The organism is Flectobacillus major DSM 103, assembly GCF_000427405.1.
GTDB lineage: Bacteria > Bacteroidota > Bacteroidia > Cytophagales > Spirosomataceae > Flectobacillus > Flectobacillus major.
The window spans coordinates 3,444,022-3,468,850 of the sequence record NZ_KE386491.1; the positions used below are offsets into that span (position 1 = coordinate 3,444,022).

Below are 24,829 nucleotides of genomic sequence, written 5' to 3' on the forward strand. Positions count from 1 at the left end.
CCTTAAACACCACAAAAGAAATGAAAAAATTGTTCGCATTCGCATTAGTAGCTGGTATGATGTCATTGGCTGCTTGTTCAGAAAAGAAAGCTGAAACTACTGCTGTTGATTCAGCTGCTGCTGCTGTAGATACTACAGTTGCTGTTGATACTGCTGCTGCTGATTCAGCTGCTGTTGATTCTGCTGCTGCTCCTGCTGCTCACTAGTATTTTCTGAAATTTCGAAAGAAATTAGAAAAGCCTCACTATGTGAGGCTTTTTGATTTTAACCTCATTAAGTCCCCTTAATGAGGTTTTTTATTATATTCGTAATATGAACAAGGAATATATCACATTTGAAAAATATTTTCCTCCTAAGGCCGTAACTTACTGTTTTGAGCTGTGGAAACAACACCGATTCCAATTCAAAATAACCAAGCCAAGGCAAACAAAATTAGGAGATTACAGCTTCAGAAAAGATAAAGGGCATCAAATTACAGTCAATGGTAATCTCAACCCTTACGCTTTTAGTATTACATACATCCATGAAGTGGCTCATCTGGTAACTTTCCAACAATACAAAAGAAAAAAAGACCCGCATGGAAAAGAATGGAAAAATAATTTTAAAAAGCTTTTTGAACCAATATTAACCCTCGATGTATTTCCAGAATCTATTTTACAACCTTTGACAATGTACCTTCAGAACCCCTCTGCCAGTACACAAGGGTGTGTACCTCTCACAAATGCTCTCCGCAGCTTTGACGAATTACCCCATATCGACAATCAGCATGTACCACTAACAAGCCTAGCTGTAGGCGAGAGCTTTTTGGTCAATGGTAAAAAATTTGTCAAGGGAGAATTAAGACGTACTCGCTTTTTGTGTACCGACCCCCACAGTGGCAAGCGATATGTAGTGTCGGCCAATGCTTTGGTAAAAAAACTATAATTTTACAGGCTTTATAACCGTTGGTAAAGTATTTAACCAACAGCTCAATATGTATAAGTTTACTAGACTATTTATCGTGTTTTTGGGTTGGGCTTTTCCATTTTTGTTACAAGCCCAAAACAGTGTATTGTCCAGTGGACTATGGCTCAAAATTGGTATTACACAATCGGGGATTTATAAAATAGATAAAAGTACGCTACAAAAATATGGCTTCGACGTAAATACGCTTAATCCACAATTACTAAAAATTTATGGCAATACAGGAAAAATGCTACCTCAAAGTAATGCTGTAAGCCGTGCTATAGATTTACAAGAAAATGCGATTCAGGTGGTGGGTGAGCAAGACCAAAAATTTGATAACGACGATTATATCTTATTTTATGGGCAATCGCCACATTCGCTCCTTTTCAATACCGCCCAAAAAGAAATCACGCATCAAACCAATATTTATTCTGATACCACTTTTTACTTTATTACACTTGCCCAAACACCCGGATTACGAATAGATACCCGTACTTCGACAACGACAAACAATCAAATTGGTAGTTTCGATAACTACGAATTTCATGAAATTGACCGTCGAAATATATTGGCACAAGCCCCCTTTGCAGGCTCAGGACGTGAATGGTACGGTGAAGAGTTTGTAGGAAATAGCCAACAAATTTTTACCTTTTCGGGACAAAACCTTATGCCCAATACTGCTATTCAACTAAGGTCATCGGTACTGAATACTTCTTATGGGCAAACCGAGTTCAGGCTGAGCATCAATGGGCAAGCTCTTGGTACGCAAAGCTTGGACGCCATTACAGCAGAACGGTACGACTTTAAAGGCAAACCTAATACACAGGTTTTTAGTATTAATAGTAATAACATTACCACAAGTAATACCCTCAGTATTGCACTAATATTTGACCGAAAAGCACTTACTTCGGGTGGTGCATTCTTGAATTTTTTAGGATTACAAAGCCTCAAAAGACTTCAATTATACAATAACCAAACACATTTTAGAGCTTTTGAAAGCCTCCAATACCCACAGGCAACTTTTGTGCTGAGTGAAGCCAACAATAATCTTATGATTTGGGATGTCACCAATCCAATTCTACCTATCAACCAGCAATACCAAGTCAGTAATCAACAAGCTCAATTTGGTACAAATACCTCTGTTTTACGAGAGTTTATTGCGTTTAATGCAACTGGCTATTTATTCCCTTCCTCATTTAAGCCTCTAAAGAATCAAAATATCAGATCAATAGATACTCCCGATTTGCTCATTGTTACGGCTGAAAGTATCAGAGAATATGCTAATCAATTGGCCAACTTCAGAAAAGAGCATGATAAATTAGATGTGAAGGTGGTATCGATAGAGGAAATTTATAATGAGTTTGCTTCTGGACAGCCCGATATTAGTGCTATTCGAGATTTTGCCAAAGTACTATTTGACCGAAATCCCCAAAAATTCAAATATTTACTCCTTTTTGGTGATGCTTCCTACGACTACAAAAAGCGTTCGGTTGTAGTTAATAACGAAACCAAGAATATATATATTCCAGCTTATCAAAGTAGAGAGTCGTTACATCCTATTTATAGCTATTCGTCCGATGATTATTTTGGTTTTCTTGAAGACACAGAAGGAACATGGCAAGAGGACGAACTCGGAGACCATACTTTAGAAATAGGTATTGGTCGTTTGCCCGTAAAAAGTAAAACAGAGGCACAGGATATTGTAAAAAAGCTTATTAGCTATGCCAAGCAGAGCTCGCTGGGTAATTGGCGAAGTAAAGTTGCCTTTGTTGCCGACGATGGCGACGGCAATATTCACCAAAGCGATGCCGACTATTTTTCACGCATTGTCAATAGTACTTATCCCGCTTACAAAAGCGAAAAAATTTACTTGGACAACTACCCTCTTGTTTTGTTACCCGAAGGGCAAAGAAGCCCACAAGCCAACTTAGCCATTAAAAATACTATTGAAAAAGGAGCTTTAATTATTAACTACAATGGCCACGGAGCTGAATCTGGATGGAGCGATGAACAAATACTTACTACAAAAGACATCGCCAATTGGAATAATTATAAAAATATGCCTTTGATGCTTACGGCCACCTGCCAGTTTGGGCGATACGACGACCCCAATCAAGTTTCGGGGGCAGAACTAGCCTTACTAAGCAATAAAGGAGGAGCAATAGCCTTGTTAACTACTACTCGACCTGTATTTCAAAGTACCAACTACCTTATTAATCAAGCCTTCTATGAAAATGCCTTTAAAAATATTCATGGAACTATACCCCGATTAGGCGATATTGTCAGAATAACCAAAAACAATAGTTTAACAGGAGTTGTCAATCGTAATTTTGCTTTGCTAGGAGACCCTTCAATGCAGCTACTTTACCCATTAAAAGACATAACCATTCAAACTATCAATAGCAAAAAACTAACCAATGCCGATACACTCAAAGCTTTGTCGAGGGTAACAATTACAGGACAAATACAAGACAAGGGAAGTGATACAGTCGACAAAACATTCAATGGTCAAGTACAAATCGGTATTTTTGATAAGCCCCAAACACTCAATACACTAGGAGGCAAAGGCAGTAAGTTTACTTACAACGATTATACCAATCTTATTTTTCAGGGAAAAGCAAGTATAAAAAATGGGCAATTTGATATTACCTTTATTGTCCCCAAAGATATTAATTATCAGTATGGCCTAGGTCGTATCTATTTGTATGCCGAAAACCCCACAACCCAAACAGATGCCACTGGCGAACAGGTTGTTGTTGTAGGTGGTTCAAGCAAAATTAGTACTATCGACAACACAGGGCCAGATGTTAAACTGTATCTTGATGAAAAAGTCGAAAAAACCCTGTATATTACAAACGCTAATCCCAAATTGATAGTAGAGCTATCAGATGAAAGTGGCATCAATATTGCTACTGATGGATTAGGGCATCAAATCATGCTCACCCTCGACGATACTACCAATGTTATACTAAACTCCTATTATACAAGCGAGCTTGATAATTTCAAAAAAGGGGAAATTCTTTATAACTTTGAAAACCTGAGAGAAGGGAATCATTTATTAAAAATAAAAGTTTGGGATGTATACAATAATTCTACAGAGAAAACGTTGCCTTTTAGGGTTGTCTTTGCGTCAACAAATCACCTAAGTAATGTTAAAGCTTTCCCAAACCCATTTGTTGACAAAACATACTTTAGTTTTGAACACAATCGCAAAGGAGATGATTTAGCTGTAAGTATCGAAATTTTTGATAGCCAAGGTAAACTGCTCAAAGTAATCAGTGAAAATGTTTACGATGCACCTAGTCCATGTGAGAATTTTTTCTGGGATTTAACAGAAGATTCTCTATCAATAGCACGAGGTATTTACTTTTATCGTATTTTTGTAAAGTCACTAACGATAACATATCAAGCTTCAGCAAACGGCAAATTGGTATCCGTTAAATAATTTAAGTCAAGGATTTTCAGGTATTCTTTCACATTAAAGTAAAAAATATATTACTTTTGGAATGTGCCTCATCCGAAAAACTTTAACCTTAAAAACAATGATTAGAAAAGTTACAAACGCTCTTAGAGCGTCTTTGATGCTTGGATTGACAATGTCTGCAGCAAGTGTTGTAGCTCAAACACAAACACCTGTGCAAGGTTCGTTAAAATCTGTTCCTTCACCTGTAATCGGCTCATTGATTTTCACTCCTGACGCTCGTTCTGCAGGTATGGGTGACGCGGGTGTTGCAATTTCTACAGCAGACGGTGATGCCAACGCAATATTCTGGAACCCAGGAAAACTCCCTTTCTCAGGCAAAGACATGGGCGTTTCTCTTTCATATACCCCTTGGTTACGTCAATTAGTAAACGACATGGCATTATTGAATGGTAGTTTTTATAAAAAAATTAAAAACGACCAAGTGATTGGGGCATCAATTCACTATTTTGACATGGGCTTGTTCCAACAAACCGACAACAATGGTAACAACTTAGGTAATTTTAATTCAAAAGAATATGCAATTAACTTATCCTATTCACGTAAATTATCAGAAAAACTAGGTTTAGGGGTAAATTTAAAATACATTAATTCTACTTTGTTCTCGGGCGTTGTAACCAACTCTAGCGGTGGTAGCTTTACAGCACAACCTGTTAATACTGTAGCAGCAGATATTGGGATATTCCATACTTCTAAAAGTGATAAACCTTGGAACTATAACTGGGGGGTAATGATTCAAAATATTTCGGGTCGTGTGTCTTACGGTGGTAATGAATCAAACTTTATCCCTACTAACCTGAAAGCTGGTTTTGCCGCAATCAACTCTATCGACGAACATAACAAACTTACTCTTACTGCCGACATCAATAAGCTGATGGTGCCAACGCCAACTTACGATGCCAACGGTAATCTCAAATTACCTTCAACAGCTATTGGTGGTATCTTGGGTTCGTTTGGTGATGCTCCAGGTGGTTTCAGCGAAGAGTTAAAGGAAGTAGCTGTATCATTGGGTGCTGAATACCTTTACAATGATATGTTTGCTGGCCGTGCGGGTTACTACTTCGAAAATGGTACTAAAGGTGGTAGAAAATATGCTACCGTTGGTGTAGGTATCAAATTAGAGAAAAAATATGGTTTAGACTTCGCTTACTTGATTCCTACTGCAAGTGGAAGTCCTTTGGCACAAACATTAAGAATTTCTTTACATGCTAATTTCAACTCAGCTCCTAAAGTTGCAGCAAACTAGTATCAAGATATTTTATGATTATTTAGTAAAATGGCATTTCTACGGAAATGTCATTTTGTTTTTATAGCAATTCGTAGGTATATTGACCCCTTACAACAAAAGCAAAGCTCATTTCATGGATATAAATACACTCGATAGAACCACTAGCCCTGCATTCCATACCATTGAGCAGGTACATATACCACTAGCCCAAACTTATACTTTGGCTAATGGTATTCCTTTACATGTAATCAATGTGGGCGAACAACCCGTCGTAAAACTTGAACTATCGTTTCATGCAGGCAACTGGTATGATACCAAAAATGGAATATCTTTTTTTACCTCCAAAATGCTGAATGAAGGTACTTCGCAACATAATTCTAATCAGATTAGCGAGTATTTTGACCAATTTGGGGCTTTCACAGAGTTTACACATGGCGTTGATAGGGCTAGTTTTGTTGTATATGGCCTCACCAAGTACCTTGACCAACTGTTACCAATGGTACAGGAAATACTCAATGACTCTATTTTCCCAGAAAAAGAACTCAATACCCTCAAAAAAATTCAGCTACAAACGATTCAAGTTAATCAAGAAAAAACCTCGTTTTTAGCTAATCAAAAAATACGGAAATCTCTTTTTGGCACTCAGCACCCTTACGGAAAGCATTTAACCAGTCAGGTAATTGAGGCTATTACCAGAGAAGATTTGGTTGATTATTATAAGAGCCACTGGAAAAATCAGCCTTGTCGTATTTTTCTTTCTGGTAAAGTTACAGAAGCCGATATTCAATTGGTAAGCCAAGCTTTTGGCGATACTCCTTTGCAAAAAAGGCTAGACTCCACTCCTACTTTCGATATTGACTCAGCTCCTATTGCCGAACCGATTCTTATCGAAAAAGAAAATGCCATGCAATCATCGATTAGATTGGGAAAAAAGCTTGTTACCCGTAATCATCCTGATTATTTTAATTTGTTGGTAACCAACGAAGTTCTTGGTGGATACTTTGGCTCTAGGCTCATGAAAAATATTCGTGAAGACAAAGGATTTACCTACGGTATTGGGTCTAATATTGTACCATTCTCAAAAGCAGGATATTTTATTATAGGAACGGATGTGAAAAAAGAGTTCACTCAACAAACACTTGATGAAATTCGTAAAGAGCTACATATTTTACAAACAGAACTTATTTCGAGCGATGAGTTAGCGGCTGTTCGTAACTATATGATAGGGGCTTTTGCAGGCTCGCTCAATACACCATTTGAAATTGCAGACCGCTATAAAATCATTATGTCGGAAGGTTTACCGCTTGATTTTTATAATAAGTATTTTGAACATATCAAATCTATTAAGCCCGAAGCTATTTTAGCAACAGCTCAACAGTATTTGACTCCCGAATCTTTTATAGAAGTAGTAGCTGGAGGAAAATAGTACAAAGATTTACCTATTTGCAAATGCAGTGCTTCATAATGAAGTACTGCATTTTTTTTGGAAATATTTGGTTTTTAGCAAGTTATTGACTAATTTATGCTTAACCTAAAACTTAAACTTACTGATTATGAAAAAAGTTTCCCACATTATTTTACACAAAGGAAATACCGTAAATGTGATTGACTCCTCTAAAACTGTTTTCGAGGCTCTCGAAATTATGATTTCAAAAAACATCGGTGCTTTGGTTATTTATCAGGATGGCGAATACAAAGGGCTACTTACAGAACGAGACTACGCCCGAAAAGTAGCTATTATGGGAAAAAACTCGCATGACACCTTAGTTTCAGAAATTATGCAAACCAATCCTGCTTCGGTCAAATTTGAAGATACCATTGAGTACTGCATGGAAATTATGTCGGACAAACATATTCGCTATTTGCCAGTACTAGCCGACAATCATGTGGTGGGGCTGGTATCGATGGGTGATTTAGTTCGTTTTATTATAGAAGACCAAAAACATACCATTAATCACTTACAGAACTTTATTTCGGGAGGTATGTAAAAATTATATATTCTATCAAACATGAGTCATCCCGAATTTTGGGATAATTTAAAATACAGACCTCTTGTTTGTGTTTGTTGTGGTTTATTAGGTCGTCAAGTGAACATTGAAGAGGCTTATCAATTGCTCAAATGATAGACATTTAGGGGTATTCATGCAAAAGGCGTTTGAAATTAGTTTTCAAACGCCTTTTGTATGTTAAATATCAGAATGACACATCTTTAGCCACAAGGCATTGCATCCTTATTGGTGAAAATCATATTCAAAAATAATCACTCATTCACCAAATTCGAGATGACTCATGCTTTGATAGAATAACTATACTTCAAATCCAGCTAATTCCTTAAATTCTTGTACACGAGAAAGAAGCTCTTCGTAAGAAAGATCAACCAAACGTTCTGTACCAAACTTTTCTACGCAAAACGAAGCCATAGCCGAACCATAAACGATAGCACGTTTCATATTCTCAAAGCCGATATCGTCTGTTTTTGCAAGATAGCCAATAAAACCACCTACAAAAGTATCACCAGCTCCTGTTGGGTCAAACACTTCCTCTAAGGGTAATGCTGGGCAAAAGAACATTTTATCGTCTTGGAATAACAACGCACCATGCTCCCCTTTTTTGATAATCAAGGTTTTAGGTCCCATTTCCAAAATTTTCTTTGATGCTGTACGCAACGAATATTCGCCTGATAACTGACGAGCTTCTTCATCGTTGATACACAATACATCAATCATTTGTAAAACAGCCTTCAGGTCGTCCATAGCAATGTCCATCCAAAAGTTCATGGTATCCATTACAATTAGCTTAGGGCGAGTTTCTAAACGCTCAATAACCGTTTTTTGTACAGCAGGAGTTAGGTTGCCCAACATCAAGTACTCGCAACCCTGATAAGCCGAAGGAATAATTGGGTCGAAAGTACCCAATACATTCAATTCAGTTACCAAAGTATCTCTTGAGTTCATATTGTTATGATAACGGCCAGCCCAGAAAAACGACTTTTCGCCTTCTTTGATTTGTAAACCCGTAGTATCAACTCCTTTTCCTTGCAATAACTCTATATATGCTTGTGGGAAGTCTTCTCCTACTACGGCAACAAGGTTGACAGGTGTTTTGAAATATGAGGCCGACAAAGAGATGAAAGTACCTGCTCCACCAATAATTTTATCTGTTTTTCCATAAGGCGTTTCGATAGCATCAAAAGCCACCGAACCAATTGCTAATAAACTCATTTAGTTCTTATTATAGTTGATTAATAGGCAAAGATACAAAATTTTAGCATCGTGCCTTTGTGTTTTTATTTTGTTATAAATTAAACGTCTTAAATTCAAAATAGCTCAGTATCAGCCATAATTAGTCATGAAAAACACCAACCCGACAAACACTTTTTGAATTATACACCAGTATATTACCCTACTCGTGGACAACGTTTAAAGGGTTTTTCTCTATCAAACAAAAAGCGATAAGTAATGTATTCTTTATCGCGAGTAGCCCCCAATGTAGACACAAAACGATTCATTTTAGGGTTAAAGTCGCCTACCCAGTTCATATCGATAGTTTCGTACTGAAAATGAGGGTTTTCACGTTCTACTTGCCTTAATCGCAAAGCAATCGCCGATTCTACGCCTTTACCTTGGTAGTCGGGTACTACGCCAAATATTACCCCACACGTTCTGGTAATCACACCACGCCAAAGCAATAACAAAAACTTGATTTTTTCCCATGTACCAAACTTACCATTGAGGTGCTTTATAATCTGGTTGAGGTCGGGAATTACAATAAAAAATGCAATAGGCTTATTATCGGCATAAGCAAACCAAATCAATTGTTCGTCAATAATAGGCTTCATTTGATTCACGAGGCTTTGAGCTTGTTCTTCGCTCATGGCTTTTACCCCTGGAAACTTTGCCCAAGCTTCATTAAAAATGGTTCTAAAATCTTCCCCATATTTAGCTAATTGACGCTTCTGAATATGCTGAAATGTATATTCAGGGTTTTCATAAATTCTTTTGGCTTTTTCCTCTACTACAGGAAGTACTTGCCCCGCCTTGATAGGCGATACGTACACGTACTGCTGGAAGTAGTCTTTAAAACCATATTGTTCAAAAAAAGGAATATAATAAGCCTTTGTCCAAGGCATTTTGTAGGTTGGTTCGTATTCCCAACCTTTGGTCATAAGCCCCCAAAAAGAATCTCTTTCGCCAAAATTAATAGGCCCGTCCATGGCCTCCATGCCATGCCCTTCCAACCATCTTTTGCAAGTATCAAATAGCAAAAAAGCTGCATCTTTATCGTCGATACATTCAAAAAAACCCATACCACCCGTAGGTTGTTCTTCTTTGTGGGCAGTTTCTTGATTGATAAAAGCCGCCACACGCCCGATAGTCTGTCTTTGTGAGTTTTGTAAAATCCAGCGTGTACATATACCATGCTTGAAATACTTATTTTTATCGGGTCTGAAGGTATTTTCTACATCTTGGTCGAGTGGACGTATCCAATTTTCGTCATGAGCATATAAGCGAACGGGAAATTCCAAAAACTCATTTTGGAGATATTTATCGTTACCAACTTCTAAAATCGTCATCGTTTGGGTATTTGATTAATAGTTTTTTAGCGAAAAAATCTTTCAAAGATACTCTTTTTTAGTTTATTTGAGTTCTAAGAATACTCAGACACTCTTTTTTAGGAGCTGAGAATAGATTGATTAAATAAGATTATAGAATTAATAGGGCTTTTGGAACGAAAATTGTCTCAATCCATAATAGTTTTATTAGTTTTGTATCGAAAATGTAATTCGATAAGGTATCATGAAAAATTACATCCTCAGAGCAGAAGACGAACTAGAAAGTGCCAAATATCTCTATCAAAACGATTTTTATAGGGGTACACTCAACCACTGTTATTATGCCTGCGTATGGCTGATGCGTGGATTATTGGCCGAAAGAGGTATTTTTACTAAAATATTGGATGGTGCAATAGCCTTTTTTGACGAATATATGGTCAAAACAGAGCAAGTACCCCAAACTATCCAACAGTATATTAAAGTATTAGTAAAAGAGTATCAAGTACTTCAGAAAGATATTGCAGGTGATTTTGTTCCTGAAGAAGTTTTATCGTTTATCGAAAATACAGAAGAGTTTCTTCGTTTTGTTAAACAAAAAGAAATGCTCTTGGAAAGAGATAACTGAGGATAAGATTTGATAAACTTTTTATCAAGATTGCCCAACCAATACACAAAAGCATCATTATTGATTAAACAGATGTATTCCATGAACCTTCATCATACCGAACTAAGTACCTACTTCCGATGTTGCCTCTGAGCAAGTCCCTCTTTATTCATTGTTTTATCATAAAAATTTATGTACTGATGTTTTTCGGTACGCTTGTGGATAACTAACAAACAGATGCAACCATTAAAAATTTATAATACCCTCACTCGCGAAAAAGAATTATTTGTACCTATCAATGCCCCACACGTGGGTATGTATGTATGTGGCCCAACGGTTTATAATTTTGTACACCTTGGCAATGTCAGAACTTTCACTACTTTCGATACCCTTTACCGTTATTTAACGCATATCGGTTATAAAGTGCGTTATGTTCGGAATATCACCGATGTCGGCCACTTGGTGGGTGATGGCGACGAAGGTGAAGACAAAATTGGCAAGATGGCCAAGCTAGAAAAACTAGAGCCTATGGAGATTGTTCAGCGTTATACCAACGATTTCCATCATGTGCTAACCCAGTTCAATTTATTGCCTCCTAGTATCGAGCCTTCGGCTACAGGACATATTGTTGAGCAAATCGAAACCACAAAAACACTCATAGAAAAAGGACTAGCCTACGAATCGAATGGTTCGGTATATTTTGATATAGCAAAGTATAATGCTGAAGGTGGCGAATATGGCAAGCTTTCGGGTAGAATTTTGGATGATTTACTAACCGAAACCCGAGATTTGGATGGTATCGGTGAAAAAAGGAGTCCATTAGATTTTGCTCTTTGGAAAAAAGCCGCTCCCGAGCATATTATGCGTTGGCCTTCGCCTTGGGGCGATGGATTTCCGGGATGGCACTTAGAATGTACTTGCATGAGTACCAAATACTTAGGCGATTCTTTTGATATCCATGGTGGCGGTATGGACTTAAAATTTCCACATCACGAATGTGAGATTGCTCAGGCCAAAGGCACTACCGGCGTAGAACCCGTACGCTATTGGATGCACTCTAATATGCTGACCGTAAACGGGCAAAAAATGTCGAAGTCGTTAGGAAACTCATTTCTACCTGCAGAATTATTTGCGGGAACGCACCCCGTATTGGAACAAGCGTATTCGCCCATGACGGTTCGTTTCTTTATGTTACAATCACAATATAGAAGTACGTTAGATTTTTCAAATGATGCCCTAAAGGCTGCCCAAAAAGGCTACAAACGGCTGATGAATGGGCTGAGAATCATCAAGAATATGAGCTACCTTGCCGATGATTCAGTAAGTTTAGATGAAAAACATATTGCCGAAATCAACAAAGGGATTCAGGGCTGTTATGACGGTATGAATGACGACCTCAATACAGCCATAACGATTGCTAGTTTGTTCAATTTATTGAAAAAAATCAACCAATTGTACATGAATCAGATTCAACCAGCTCAGATTGGAGAAGAAGTTTTTAATCTTTTGAAAGAAAAATTTGTCTCAATTACTGAAGATGTCTTAGGCTTACTAGAAGAAAAAAATGCTAGTATCGACGCTTTTGCATCGGGAATGCTTTCGCTTTATACAGAATACAAAGAAGCCAAACAATATGATAAAGTAGACCAAATCAGAGCATACTTTAAGGCCAACGGATTGGTAATTAAAGATATGAAAACCAAAATCGATTGGGCTTACGAAGAATAATACAAAAAGCTAGTTAGTTTATCCTATAGTAAACTAACTAGCTTTAATTGTGGTTATTCAATTATGCTTTGGCACAAATACACTTAATTATCGAATTTAGCAAAATGAGAACCCCAATGATAACCCCTGTTGTTAGAGCCCTCATAGCAATCAATGTGATTGTATATTTGGTACAACGCTCTAGTAGCAGCTATGATAGCCAAATAACCTCTTTGTTTGGCCTACATTATTTTACATCCGAACGCTTCAACCCCATTCAATTGGTCACTTATATGTTTGTCCATGGTGGTTTTATGCACTTGTTCAACAATATGCTAGGCTTATTTTTCTTGGGGCCTTTATTGGAGCGACTTTGGGGTGAAAAGAAATTTATGATTTTTTACTTTGTAACAGGTATTGGAGCAGGCTTGTTGTATATGGGTTTAAAATATTATGACTATTCAGCCTTAGAAGAAGCTACCAATGCTTATTTGTTACACCCCGACTTGAGTTTATTCAGTAAATTTATTAGCCAGTTTTATCCTGCGGGTATTCCATCCGAAGTATATAGCTCATTAGTACCAAGCTCGGGTAATATTACCCTCAACGAGTCCAAGCTAATTGCTGAAGAAAGCCTCCGTGCCGTTCTTAATACTCCAACAATTGGGGCATCGGGAGCTACCTTTGGAGTAATGGCAGGTTTTGCTATGTTATTTCCTAATACCGAGCTAATCCTTTTCCCTTTACCTATACCTATTAAAGCAAAATATTTTGTAGCTTTATATGCACTCTACGAGTTTTATGCAGGTTTACACAAAATGCCTGGCGATAACGTTGCTCACTTTGCTCATATTGGCGGAATGATTTTTGCTTTTATCTTAATAAAATACTGGGGCAACCAACGAAATACATTCTATTGATAGGCTCTTTTCGCTATAAATCTAGGTTATTATTGTACGCTTACTAAATCATTTAATAACAATTAGATTTATTGGTTCGTTATCCATAAATTACATTAATTCAATCTTATTTATCAACCCAACAACACGGTCTTGAACGGATTATCACAATGAGCGGGATTTTGGAAGACTTCAAAGATGCTTTTGCTAAGCGGAACAACGGCTTAGTTCAGCTTATTTGGCTTAATGTGGCAGTGTATGTAACTACACTACTATTGTTTGTCATATTAACTGTTTTTTTTAAACAGGGAACACTCTATTATGACCTATTGGAATATGTCAACCTATCGCCAGCTCTAAATATTGTAGTATTTAGGCCTTGGACGTTGCTGACCTATGCTTTTCTGCATGATATAAACCCTATTGTTCATATTTTTCCCAATATGCTTATGCTATATTGGTTTGGCAATATTATCCAAGAATTCTTGGGAAGTAAACGCCTTATCAATCTGTATATTTTAGGGGCTGTCTTTGGCGGTTTATTAACAATTTTGGCATTCAATCTGATTCCTTATTACCACGATAGTGTCAATTCGGTAACAATTATTGGAGCTTCGGGAAGTGTACTTGCCATTGTTTTTGCAGCAGCTACATTAGTGCCCGACTATTCATTTTACTTGTTTTTAATAGGCCCCGTTCGGATCAAATATATCGCATTCTTCCTTTTGTTGATTTCCTTAGCTGGCTCTATTGGTGCCAACGCTGGCGGTGGTATTGTTCACCTTGGGGGTGCATTGCTGGGCTATATTTATATAAAACAACTACAGGCAGGTCGTGATTTTGGTGCTCCTATCGATGCCATCGTTGACTTTTTCCAAGGGCTGTTTAGACGTACCGAAAAGCCTAAAATAAAAGTGGCTTATCGCCAAAAAGAATCTACTTATAGTGGAAGTATTAGCAATCATGCAGGTTTTCCTGATGATGACGAAGTCGACGAAATACTTGATAAAATTTCTCGCTCAGGCTATGAAAGCCTTACCAAAGAAGAAAAACAAAAATTATTCAAGGCCTCGCAAAAATAGAAGCAAAAATCTATGGGTAAAGAACTAATCTTTCTCCAAAAATTAACATAAAAAAATGGGCATATTCAGTTTTGGGTGTGCCCATTTTTAATAGCACAAAATAATTGCGTAAATTGCAAAACATTTAGGTTTAAGGGTTTATTGCATAAACCAATTTTCCTATTTTGGAAAACAATTTGGAACATGAATAGTTAGATTATCAATACAAGCTTATTAGCTCAGGTGAATAACTTTCATATTCCCCAACTTGAACACAAGTGGTTTCCACTTTTTAGACAAATAGACCATGCAAATTACACCAGGCAAAATATTAGCCCAAATCAACTCTCCAGCAGATTTGAGAAAGCGTGACCGCTCGGAATTGTTGCAAATATGTGACGAATTGCGTCAATATATCATTGACAATGTCTCTGTTTATGGAGGACATTTTGGTGCATCACTTGGTGTTGTTGAGTTGTCTGTAGCTTTACACTATGTATTTAATACCCCCGACGACCAGCTTATTTGGGATGTTGGACACCAAGCTTACGGACACAAAATTCTTACAGGAAGAAAAGACAACTTTCATACCAACAGACTGTATGGTGGGATTTCGGGTTTTCCCAAACGTAAAGAAAGCCCTTACGATGCTTTTGGGGTAGGCCACTCGTCTACTTCTATTTCGGCAGCCTTAGGAATGGCCGTTGCCTCGAAATATAAAGGCGAAAGTCAACGCCAACACATTGCTGTAATTGGCGATGGCTCTATGACCGCAGGAATGGCCTTTGAGGCCATGAACCACGCTGGCGACGTACCCAACAATATGCTGATTATCCTGAACGATAATTGCATGGCGATTGACCCCAACGTTGGTGCGTTGAAAGAATACTTAACCGACATTACCACTTCGCATACTTACAACCGTGTAAAAGATGAGGTTTGGAATTTATTGGGCAAAATGTCAACTTTTGGCAAATCTGCCCAAGAAATTGTTTCAAAAATAGAGAATGGGCTCAAAGCTACCTTGCTCAAACAAAGTAATCTGTTTGAATCCTTAAACTTACGGTATTTTGGCCCTATCGATGGGCATGACGTTGAATACTTAGCTACTGTACTCAACGACCTAAAAGATATTCCAGGCCCCAAAATACTACACTGTATAACAACCAAAGGTAAGGGTTATGCTTTGGCCGAAAAAGACCAAACCTTATGGCATGCCCCAGGTAAGTTCGATAAAATCACAGGAGAAATTAAGAAAAAAGTATATTCAACTCCTCAGCCTCCAAAATATCAGGATGTGTTTGGGCATACTATTGTAGAATTAGCCGAACAAAACCATAAAATTGTGGGTGTTACTCCTGCAATGCCTTCAGGAAGCTCGCTAAATATTATGATGAAAGCCATGCCAAATCGTGCTTTCGATGTAGGTATTGCCGAACAACACGCCGTTACATTCTCGGCGGGTATGGCTACCCAAGGGCTTACTGTTTTTTGTAATATCTATTCAACCTTTATGCAAAGGGCATACGACCAAGTAATTCACGATGTAGCAATACAAGAATTACCTGTTATTTTCTGTTTAGACAGAGCAGGCTTCGCTGGAGCCGATGGCCCTACCCATCATGGAGCTTATGATATTGCCTATATGCGTTGTATTCCGAATATGATTGTTTTTTCGCCAATGAACGAGCAAGAACTTCGTAATATTATGTTTACAGTTGCCAATGATGAATTTAAAGAACTCAAAAAAACCATTAGTATTCGATACCCTCGTGGCGAGGGTGTTATGCCAAATTGGAAAACACCTTTTGAAAAAATAGAAATTGGCAAAGGGCGTAAAATCAAAGAAGGTGAAGGAGTCGCTATCTTAACAATTGGGCATATTGGTAATTATGCTATAAAAGCTTGCGAAGAACTGGCCAAAGAAGGCTTGAAGCCAGCCCTTTATGATATGCGTTTTGCGAAACCGCTCGACGAGGCCTTATTACACGAAGTTTTTCAGCAATTTGATAAAGTAGTAACCGTTGAAGATGGATGTATCCAAGGTGGGCTAGGTTCGGCTATTGCCGAATTTATGCTCGACAACAATTATTCATCTCAAATCAAAAGATTGGGAATTCCTGATAAAATCGTAGAACACGGCGAACAGCTAGAATTACATCGTGAGTGTGGCTTTGACCCAGAAGGTATAGCCCAAGCTGTCAGAGATATTCTTGGAAAAGAAAAAAGAGCTATTGCTACAAGTATTGTAAATATTGTTATGAATTAATTGCTGATATATTCACTTATTGCCCCTATAAAATCCCAATAAAAAGATGAGGTTTTCTCTATTTTTTTATTGGGATTTTCTTTGCACATTTTGATTAATCGCTGATACTTTGTAGGTTTGACCTCGTTATTACTATACGCAATACTCCTATTATACAAATCGTAAAGGTATAAATCATCAACTGTTTATTATTTAGGATAACCCACTATGAGGAATTGGATACTAACGGCTGTATTTGTATTAATCCAGCTAGGAGGATTTGCACAACGAAATATCATCATCAATGACCCTACTGAAGCTATTTCGATAGGTCGAGAAATCGAGATACTGGAGGATGAGAAAGGAGAATACTCGTTTTATGATATTTATAAACGCCCTGAAGTTGATGCTCAATTTACCCAAAGCCTCCAGCCTAGCCCTAATTTTGGCGTTACCCAATCTATTATTTGGACACGCTTTAGTATTACCAACAAATCTTCACAAAAATTATACCTCGAAATTGGCGAACCAGTACTAGACAGTATTACGGTGTATAGAATAGATGAAAAAGGCCAAATAACGCAGAAAAAAACAGGTGTTTATGTCCCTAAAAGTAAAAGAGATTTTCAAACAAATCTGTATCTCTTAGACCTCAACATCAACCCTGAGCAAACGTGTACTTATTATATTCGTATCCAAAACACTCTACCGCTATTATTTCCTTTACGGGTTGCTCCACTCAAATACTTTTTTGAAGATAACCACCCCAAAGACCTCATGCAAGGTATTTACTTGGGTATTATGCTTGTAATGGCTATCTTCAATTTCTTTATTTTTTGGACAGTTCGTAGCAAAGAATATCTCTATTATGTATTGTACGTTTTAGCTTTTGCAGGCTTTTTTTCCTACAATAAAGGTATCGCACACGAATACCTTTGGGGAAATGCCATTTGGTTCAATCAATTTACATCGCTCTTTATTTCTGGCGTTATTTGTTTTGGATTATTATTTGCCGAAAGCTTTCTAAATGCACGCAAATACCTCTCTTCGGCATATAAAACTGTGAGAATATTGATGTTTGCTATTATTTTCTTTTTGTTAGCCAACTGGCTCGGAATGGGGGCTATTAGTACACAAATCTTACATTCTATTGCTTTTATTGCTGTAGTATATATTTTATTTCTTGCAGTATATATCTGGATTCAAGGCTCACAGGCCGCACTATTCTTTTTGGTGGCTTGGTCTGTAATGCTAGTTAGTGCCTTGATATTTATCTTACAGCTATCCAATATATTGCCGAGCGACAACTTTACTCGTAATGCCCTTCAGGTAGGATCGGCCTTAGAGGTGGTATTGCTATCATTTGCATTGGCTTATCGAATCAACTATTATCGCCTCGAAAAAGAGCGTTATCAGGCCGAAGTAATCCAACAACTCCGTGAAAACGAAATGATGCGAAGCCGAATTGCCCGTGATTTACACGACGACATTGGCTCTACCCTCAGTAGTATTGGCATTTTGAGTCAAGTAGTAGAGAATCAGATTGATAACAATCCTCAGTCGGTCAAGGAATTGGTACTGCGTATCAATGAAAGTTCACAAAAGGTACAACGCTCGCTAAGTGATATTGTATGGACAACCCGTCAAACTAGCAATAACTTTGCCGAAGTACTGGTGAAAATGAAAGAGTTTACAGCCGAGCTATTTGAGCCCAAAAATATCAATTATAACTTCCAAGCCGACAACCTCCCCGAAATCAAACTATCGGCCAATAAGCAGTACAATTTCTACTTGATTTTTAAAGAAGCTATCAATAATATTGTCAAATACGCTCATGCCACCGAGGTAAATATTGATATTACTTTTGAAGACTCCTCGCTTTACCTACGAATCTCAGACAACGGTATTGGCTTTGACGAACAAACTATTAAGGTAGGCAATGGGCTAGGCAATATGCGTAAAAGAGCCGAAAGCCTTGGCGGTGTGATTAGTATTTATTCTATTCCCAAAGAAGGCACAGACATTGTGTTAAAGTCGCCAGTCGAGCCTATTTTAGCTAAACCTACTATTTAAAAGAAGATACTTTGTCGTAGATTTTCTAAGTATAAACCCTTATAAATATCAAGCCTCACAATAAAGCAATGATTACTTTTAGCAAAAACAACTAGATATTCAGCAAATAGGGGAAGTATTTGGCTTACCAAAGTTGGTATTACTTGGCAATGAGGCATTTGGCCAATATCGTAAATATTAATAAAAAATAAATATAAATTATTGAATAATAATTGATTAAAAAATAACACAGTAAAAAAAATACCATTTTTATTTCAAACTGAATAGCATTTTTCTAAGAAAAACTACGTACCTTTGCACCCTCATTTGAGAGTACGTTAATTGTTATTCGTGATTCAAAAAACAGAAAAACGGCGATTAACGATTAACTGATAACTGATAACATTCATCGAAGATGCAAAGCATTCGTAACATCGCCATTATCGCTCACGTTGACCACGGCAAAACGACACTTGTTGACAAAATTATCCATGCTTCAAAGTTATTTCGTGACAATCAAGAATTCGGAGATTTGATTCTTGACAACAACGACTTAGAACGTGAACGTGGTATCACCATCGTATCCAAAAACGTTTCTGTCCGTTATAACGGCGTGAAAATTAATATCATAGACACTCCAGGTCACGCCGACTTTGGAGGAGAAGTAGAACGTGTTTTGAAAATGGCCGACGGGGTTCTTCTCCTTGTCGATGCCTTTGAAGGCCCAATGCCACAAACTCGTTTTGTATTGTCTAAAGCTATCCAACTAGGCTTGAAACCAATCGTGGTTATCAACAAAGTGGATAAAGAAAACTGTCGCCCAGATGAAGTACACGAGTCTGTTTTTGACTTGATGTTTAACTTAGATGCTACTGAAGACCAATTAGACTTCCCTACCCTTTATGGTTCGTCTAAACAAGGTTGGATGAGTACCGACTGGAAAAAACCTACGACTGACATTACAGCATTGTTAGATGCCGTAATTGAGCATATCCCTGCAGCTCCAACAAACGACGGTTTGCCACAAATGCAAGTTACGTCTCTTGACTATTCATCGTTTGTAGGACGTATTGCTATCGGACGTGTTCACCGTGGTACTTTCAAAGAAAATATGCCTGTTGCTTTGATGAAAGCAGACGGTTCTTTCAAGAAAATGCGTATCAAAGAACTTCAGATTTTTGAAGGTCTTGGAAAAGTAAGAGTTCCTGAAGTGTCTTCTGGCGAAATTTGTGCAATGGTTGGTATCGAAGATTTTGAAATTGGTGATACAGTTACCGATGTTGAAAACCCTGAAGCTTTACCACGTATCTCGATTGACGAGCCTACCATGAACATGTTGTTTACCATCAACAACTCTCCGTTCTTTGGTAAAGAAGGTAAATTTGTAACATCAAGACACCTTCGTGACCGTCTTTTCAAAGAAACTGAAAAGAACTTGGCTTTGCGTGTAATGCCTACAGATTCTGAAGATAAATTCTTGGTATTTGGTCGTGGTATTCTTCACTTGTCTGTTCTTATCGAAACAATGCGTCGTGAAGGATATGAATTACAAGTAGGGCAACCTCAAGTAATCTTTAAAGAAGGTGAAAATGGCGAACGCTTAGAACCTATCGAAACACTTGTTGTTGACGTTCCTGAAGAAACTGCTGGTAAGGTAATTGAATTGGCTACACAAGGAAAAGGTGAATTGTTGATTATGGAGCCAAAAGGCGACTTACAACACCTTGAGTTTGATATTCCTTCTCGTGGTTTGATTGGTATGCGTTCACGTGTATTGACAGCTACTTATGGAGAAGCTATCATGGCTCACCGTTTCAAGGCTTATGAGCCATTTAAAGGCCCTATCGCTGGCCGTACAAACGGTTCTTTGATTTCAATGAATACTGGTAGTGCTACACCTTATGCAATTGACAAATTACAAGACAGAGGTATTTTCTTTATCGATCCAGGTGAAGAGGTATATAGCGGTATGGTAATTGGAGAGCATAACCGTCAAAACGATATTGAAGTAAACCTTCAAAATGCGAAAAAATTGACTAACATGCGTGCTTCTGGTTCTGATGATAACGTAAAAATTCAGCCTAAAACGAATTTCTCGCTAGAAGAATCTATGGAGTATATCCAAAAAGATGAATACTTAGAAATTACGCCAAAATCTATCCGTATGCGTAAAATTTACCTCGATGCTACTGAGCGTAAACGTATGGAACAAAAAATGGAATTGGCTTAATTATTTGCTATAAAAAACAAAACCCCTCTGATTCTAGTCGGAGGGGTTGTTCTTTTACCACTAATTGCTTTATAATTTCTACTAATAAAGACAGCATTTTAGCCAAAAGGGTTGTAATGCTTCTTGTTTTTTTTTACTTTTTTATATTTTCTACTCCTACAAAAACCAATAATCTCTTTATTAATAGCCACTTATATATATTATTGCATAAAAAAACTCCCAAAAATATTCTGAGAGTTTTCCACATTCTCCATAAGCTATTAAGCTATTTCTTTTACTTTCGTGAATCTTTCCAAACCAATATTGGATCGGTTGCATTTTTAAAGAAGTCTATACATTTTCCATCTCCATTTCCTGTAATGCCACCGCTTGGGGCACAAATAACATTGCAATTGGTATCATAAGCTACATTGTACTGGTCGCAGCAGGTTGCCGAAACAACGTATACCTTTTTGCCTTGATAGGAATAGGCATAAATGCTAATAGGTGGATTACCTACTGGCAAAGCCTGAATTTCTTTGATTTTTGCCTCTATACAAGCAGGTACTTTCTCTGTTGTAGTTGATACAACCTCATCAATTGAACCGCCTTTTGAACAGCCAATACAACACGCTATCATAGCTATAGCTACAACAGTCCATACATTTTTAACCATTTTCATAATTATACAAATTATCTGATAGCTAGCTTTTCTTTGTTACTACCAACAATACATATAAAAGACCCATCCAAATATCAGAGCGTTGGAATTGACCGCATATTTATTTCAACAAAAAAGCCCCTAACGAAAAATCGCTAGAGGCTTTTGAGTTTTTTACCTAAAAACTATTTTCTCTTTTTCGGAGAATCAGGGATGATACGAATATCATTTGGTTTTTTAGGGTCAATATAGAATTTGTATTTTGCTACCTGACCTGTAGGCTTACAGTCGCCAGCACTCAAACGTTGAACTTCATATTCATAAACCGCAGGGCTCTTAGGAAGAGGAAGGTCTGATGGCCATTTGATATTAGGATCAGTTGCTACGTTTTCGTAGTTTACGATAGTACTGTATTTTTTAACGCCAGCAGGGCCTGCACTAGCTTTCTTACGTCTTGGTACAAGTTTCTTAGCAGGGGCTGTAGTTGGAGCCACAGTAGCCGCCTTACGAGCCTTACGAACTGGCTTAGCACCACCAAAGTAACTAGTTGCCGTAGAACCACCGAAGATTTTAAAGATATATTGGTCTTCTGTAGCTTTTTTATCTACAACAATTGGAGCAGGTTTTGCTTTATAACCAAAACTTGCAGCATTAGCTTCTGACAAACATTTACCAGCTACACTCGACTGGATTGTATAGTAATAGAAGCTACATTCGTCGCCATTTACTAATGAAACATTACTTGGCAAGCTCAAGCTATTATTTTTAGTAGCTTGTTGGTAAATTGGCGTTCCAGAACCATCTGCTTTATACAGTTTGAAGATAAATTCTTCATTCTCAGGATTTGCAGAAGTACTTTTCCAACGGAATGTTGGTTTTTCTGTTGAGCCATAATCAAACATTTTTCCATTCTCCGATTCCAAAGTAGGTACATAACATACTACAGGAGCTGGAGGCGGAGGAAGCAACTCATATACAGTTTTACCATAAGACTCACCAAATTTGTGAGACAAGGCCAAACCAAAGTTGAACCCACCGTGATTACGAACATCCTCTTTTGTCAATAGGATATTTGATCCTGGAGTTACATCTTGTCCAATAGTTGTGAAAGGTGTTTTTGTGATAAACCCTTGAGCATTCAAGCCAAGAGCCCATGCTTTTGAAAGGTTATACAACAAATCAACACTCAATACACCGCCCAATTTATTTTTAGAAGCCGAAGGGTTTAATCTAAAAATTACTTGTTCTGCACCCAAATTTCCAGGAATTGTAGCACCAAAACGAGGAGCTGAGGTATTCATCAAACCACCTTTTGCATCTACATCTAAGCTAAATTTTTTGCCTAGTGGTAATGACAATGCAGGGCCTACCATCAACATAAAGTCTTCGTAGTTACCAACTTCATCATAAGTCAATGTAGAAGGATTGATACCACGAGTTGCAGCATTTCTAGCAATTAAACCTGTAGGGCCTTTATAATCATCTTTTACCCCAAAATTTTGGTAGCCTCCGAGAATACCCAATCCAAACACACCCCAGAAGTGATTAACCGTTAATGAGTTATATCCTCCAGCCTTCAAAAACATCGTTGCATCTTCATCTTGTTTACAAAATGGCGTTGCAATACCTACTCGGTCTGTTATTTTCCAATAACGTTTCGCTTTGGTTGAGCGAATCACATTACTATTTTTGTAAAAAGCAGAATCCAGATAATATCCATCTGCAACTGTTTTTACAATCTTTCCGTTTGAATAAGTAGTTGTTGTAATCCCGTTTTCAGTGAGAGAACTAACTACAGTAGGTTTAGTGCTGGTACTTTGAGCTGTTGCTAGCTGACTTGCAACAAGGCAAGAGAGTAGCCCCATTGAAAGCTTTCTTGAAACGTTTCCAGCGAAACTGGTTTTAGAAATAATTTGTTTCATAACTGCTTGATTTATAATTAATATAGGGTTTTGTGCTAAGATAGTTGCCTTTAGACTAATAAATGTCAACAAAAGTAACTATCATAAACAATATAAAGTAAAAATTCTAATAAAACAAATATCAAAAAACAAGTTATAGAGCACTATTTAGTAAGGATTTAGATATAAACCCGTAATTTTGCACTATTAAATATACGACAAAGATACAGGTTAAGATTTAAAATAGAATACCATTTACTAAAGAGTCACGTTATTTTAAGATTCATTTTTTATTATTTACCCCTTAAAAACTTCATTAGAAACAAGCTTAGGTTATAACTTTCTATGGCTTAAACCTATTTTGTTCTGATAGATTATCCAGAAACAAATGTCTGTACATAGCGAAATCAAAAGAATTACAACGCATATTCTTCAAGAAATGAAGAATAGAGGCGAAAAAATATCATGCCTTACTGCCTATGACTACTCAATGGCCAGAATTGTTGACTCAGCGGGTATCGACCTCATATTGGTAGGCGATTCGGCTTCTAATGTAATGGCAGGCCACGAAACTACCCTTCCTATTACTTTAGACCAAATGATTTATCATGCCTCTTCGGTGGTAAAAGGTGTAAAGCGAGCTCTTGTGGTAGTTGATATTCCTTTTGGTTCTTATCAGGGAAATTCATCGGAGGCTCTTCGTTCGGCCATTCGTATCATGAAAGAATCGGGGGCTCATGCTGTCAAAATGGAGGGCGGTGCCGAAATCAAAGAATCTATTACTCGTGTACTTAGTGCTGGAATTCCTGTAATGGGACACCTTGGCCTAACTCCACAGTCTATTTATAAATTTGGTACTTATTCGGTTCGGGCCAAAGAAGAAGAAGAAGCTAATAAACTTATCGACGACGCTCTGATGCTTCAAGAATGCGGAGCATTTAGTGTAGTTCTTGAGAAAATCCCTGCTAGTTTAACCAAATTAGTTTCCGAAAAACTTACAATTCCTACTATTGGGATTGGTGCTGGTGCTGAAGCCGATGGGCAAATTCTGGTAGTACACGACATGTTGGGTATTAACAAAGAATTTAAGCCTCGTTTCTTGCGTCGTTATGCCGACCTCGATACTATTATGCACCAAGCTATTTCACAGTATGTCGAGGATGTCAAAGCGGTTGATTTTCCTAGCGACAAAGAAAGTTATTAATTCACAATACAGCTAGCCTAACAGTGTTAGGTTGTTGTTTACTATTCACAGATTACTTTTATAGGGAAAGCATCTTG

General features: G+C 37.6%; 18 protein-coding genes. 14 read left to right on the top strand and 4 right to left on the bottom strand.

The genetic code is table 11. The features are described from left to right. The first annotated feature begins 20 nt into the window (after positions 1-20). The 6 genes from FLEMA_RS0131260 (at position 21) to FLEMA_RS70840 (ending at position 7,642) form a co-directional block, all read left to right on the top strand. Positions 21-206, top strand: a complete 186-nt coding sequence (locus FLEMA_RS0131260) for a hypothetical protein (RefSeq protein WP_026996389.1) — start codon at positions 21-23, stop codon at positions 204-206. Positions 207-312: 106 nt separating this feature from the next. Beyond that, on the top strand, positions 313-924 hold the full coding sequence (locus FLEMA_RS70820) for a SprT-like domain-containing protein (RefSeq protein WP_044172170.1): 612 nt from the start codon (positions 313-315) through the stop codon (positions 922-924). A 49-nt stretch (positions 925-973) separates the two neighbouring features. Further along, the gene (porU, locus tag FLEMA_RS70825; RefSeq protein ID WP_052354147.1) at positions 974-4,390 is read left to right on the top strand and encodes a type IX secretion system sortase PorU; all 3,417 of its coding nucleotides are present in this window, start codon (positions 974-976) and stop codon (positions 4,388-4,390) included. A gap of 97 nt (positions 4,391-4,487) precedes the next feature. Next, positions 4,488-5,672: a type IX secretion system outer membrane channel protein PorV gene (gene porV, locus FLEMA_RS70830; RefSeq protein WP_159102701.1), complete on the top strand. Its 1,185-nt coding sequence runs from the start codon at positions 4,488-4,490 to the stop codon at positions 5,670-5,672. Between the two features lie 115 nt (positions 5,673-5,787). Then, entirely contained in the window at positions 5,788-7,080 is a 1,293-nt protein-coding gene (locus FLEMA_RS70835) for a M16 family metallopeptidase (protein ID WP_044174879.1), read from the top strand. 127 nt (positions 7,081-7,207) lie between these two features. Beyond that, the gene (locus FLEMA_RS70840; RefSeq protein ID WP_044172172.1) at positions 7,208-7,642 is read left to right on the top strand and encodes a CBS domain-containing protein; all 435 of its coding nucleotides are present in this window, start codon (positions 7,208-7,210) and stop codon (positions 7,640-7,642) included. A 318-nt stretch (positions 7,643-7,960) separates the two neighbouring features. Here FLEMA_RS70840 and FLEMA_RS0131500 read toward each other — a convergent pair whose 3' ends face one another. Then, positions 7,961-8,875 (bottom strand): PfkB family carbohydrate kinase, encoded by a 915-nt coding sequence (locus tag FLEMA_RS0131500; protein ID WP_026996393.1) that lies wholly within the window; start codon positions 8,873-8,875, stop codon positions 7,961-7,963. 176 nt (positions 8,876-9,051) lie between these two features. Further along, positions 9,052-10,227: a hypothetical protein gene (locus FLEMA_RS0131515; RefSeq protein ID WP_026997860.1), complete on the bottom strand. Its 1,176-nt coding sequence runs from the start codon at positions 10,225-10,227 to the stop codon at positions 9,052-9,054. A 223-nt stretch (positions 10,228-10,450) separates the two neighbouring features. On the opposite strand from FLEMA_RS0131515, the gene FLEMA_RS70845 reads away from it, so the two are divergent. From FLEMA_RS70845 to typA, 7 genes are all read left to right on the top strand, one after another. Next, the gene (locus FLEMA_RS70845; RefSeq protein ID WP_044172174.1) at positions 10,451-10,831 is read left to right on the top strand and encodes a HEPN domain-containing protein; all 381 of its coding nucleotides are present in this window, start codon (positions 10,451-10,453) and stop codon (positions 10,829-10,831) included. Between the two features lie 216 nt (positions 10,832-11,047). Then, the gene (gene cysS / locus FLEMA_RS70850) at positions 11,048-12,538 is read left to right on the top strand and encodes a cysteine--tRNA ligase (RefSeq protein ID WP_044172176.1); all 1,491 of its coding nucleotides are present in this window, start codon (positions 11,048-11,050) and stop codon (positions 12,536-12,538) included. A gap of 116 nt (positions 12,539-12,654) precedes the next feature. Continuing rightward, on the top strand, positions 12,655-13,437 hold the full coding sequence (locus FLEMA_RS70855) for a rhomboid family intramembrane serine protease (RefSeq protein ID WP_044174881.1): 783 nt from the start codon (positions 12,655-12,657) through the stop codon (positions 13,435-13,437). A gap of 149 nt (positions 13,438-13,586) precedes the next feature. Further along, the gene (locus FLEMA_RS70860; RefSeq protein ID WP_044172179.1) at positions 13,587-14,498 is read left to right on the top strand and encodes a rhomboid family intramembrane serine protease; all 912 of its coding nucleotides are present in this window, start codon (positions 13,587-13,589) and stop codon (positions 14,496-14,498) included. Between the two features lie 286 nt (positions 14,499-14,784). Then, a complete protein-coding gene (dxs, locus tag FLEMA_RS70865; protein ID WP_044172182.1) occupies positions 14,785-16,746 on the top strand; it encodes a 1-deoxy-D-xylulose-5-phosphate synthase in 1,962 nt (653 codons plus the stop codon). A 207-nt stretch (positions 16,747-16,953) separates the two neighbouring features. Further along, positions 16,954-18,798: a sensor histidine kinase gene (locus FLEMA_RS70870; RefSeq protein WP_044172186.1), complete on the top strand. Its 1,845-nt coding sequence runs from the start codon at positions 16,954-16,956 to the stop codon at positions 18,796-18,798. Positions 18,799-19,192: 394 nt separating this feature from the next. After that, positions 19,193-21,007 carry a translational GTPase TypA gene (gene typA, locus FLEMA_RS70875; protein ID WP_044172189.1) on the top strand — a complete coding sequence of 605 codons (1,815 nt, stop codon included), beginning with the start codon at positions 19,193-19,195 and terminating at the stop codon, positions 21,005-21,007. A 274-nt stretch (positions 21,008-21,281) separates the two neighbouring features. On the opposite strand, the gene FLEMA_RS0131805 is transcribed toward typA, so the two are convergent. Both FLEMA_RS0131805 and FLEMA_RS0131820 read right to left on the bottom strand, forming a co-directional pair. Then, complete coding sequence (locus FLEMA_RS0131805) at positions 21,282-21,668, bottom strand: DUF6970 domain-containing protein (RefSeq protein WP_229359465.1); 387 nt, start codon at positions 21,666-21,668, stop codon at positions 21,282-21,284. A 164-nt stretch (positions 21,669-21,832) separates the two neighbouring features. Beyond that, entirely contained in the window at positions 21,833-23,569 is a 1,737-nt protein-coding gene (locus FLEMA_RS0131820) for a hypothetical protein (protein WP_044172190.1), read from the bottom strand. 367 nt (positions 23,570-23,936) lie between these two features. On the opposite strand from FLEMA_RS0131820, the gene panB reads away from it, so the two are divergent. Continuing rightward, positions 23,937-24,752 carry a 3-methyl-2-oxobutanoate hydroxymethyltransferase gene (gene panB / locus FLEMA_RS70880; protein WP_044172193.1) on the top strand — a complete coding sequence of 272 codons (816 nt, stop codon included), beginning with the start codon at positions 23,937-23,939 and terminating at the stop codon, positions 24,750-24,752. Positions 24,753-24,829 lie beyond the last annotated feature (77 nt).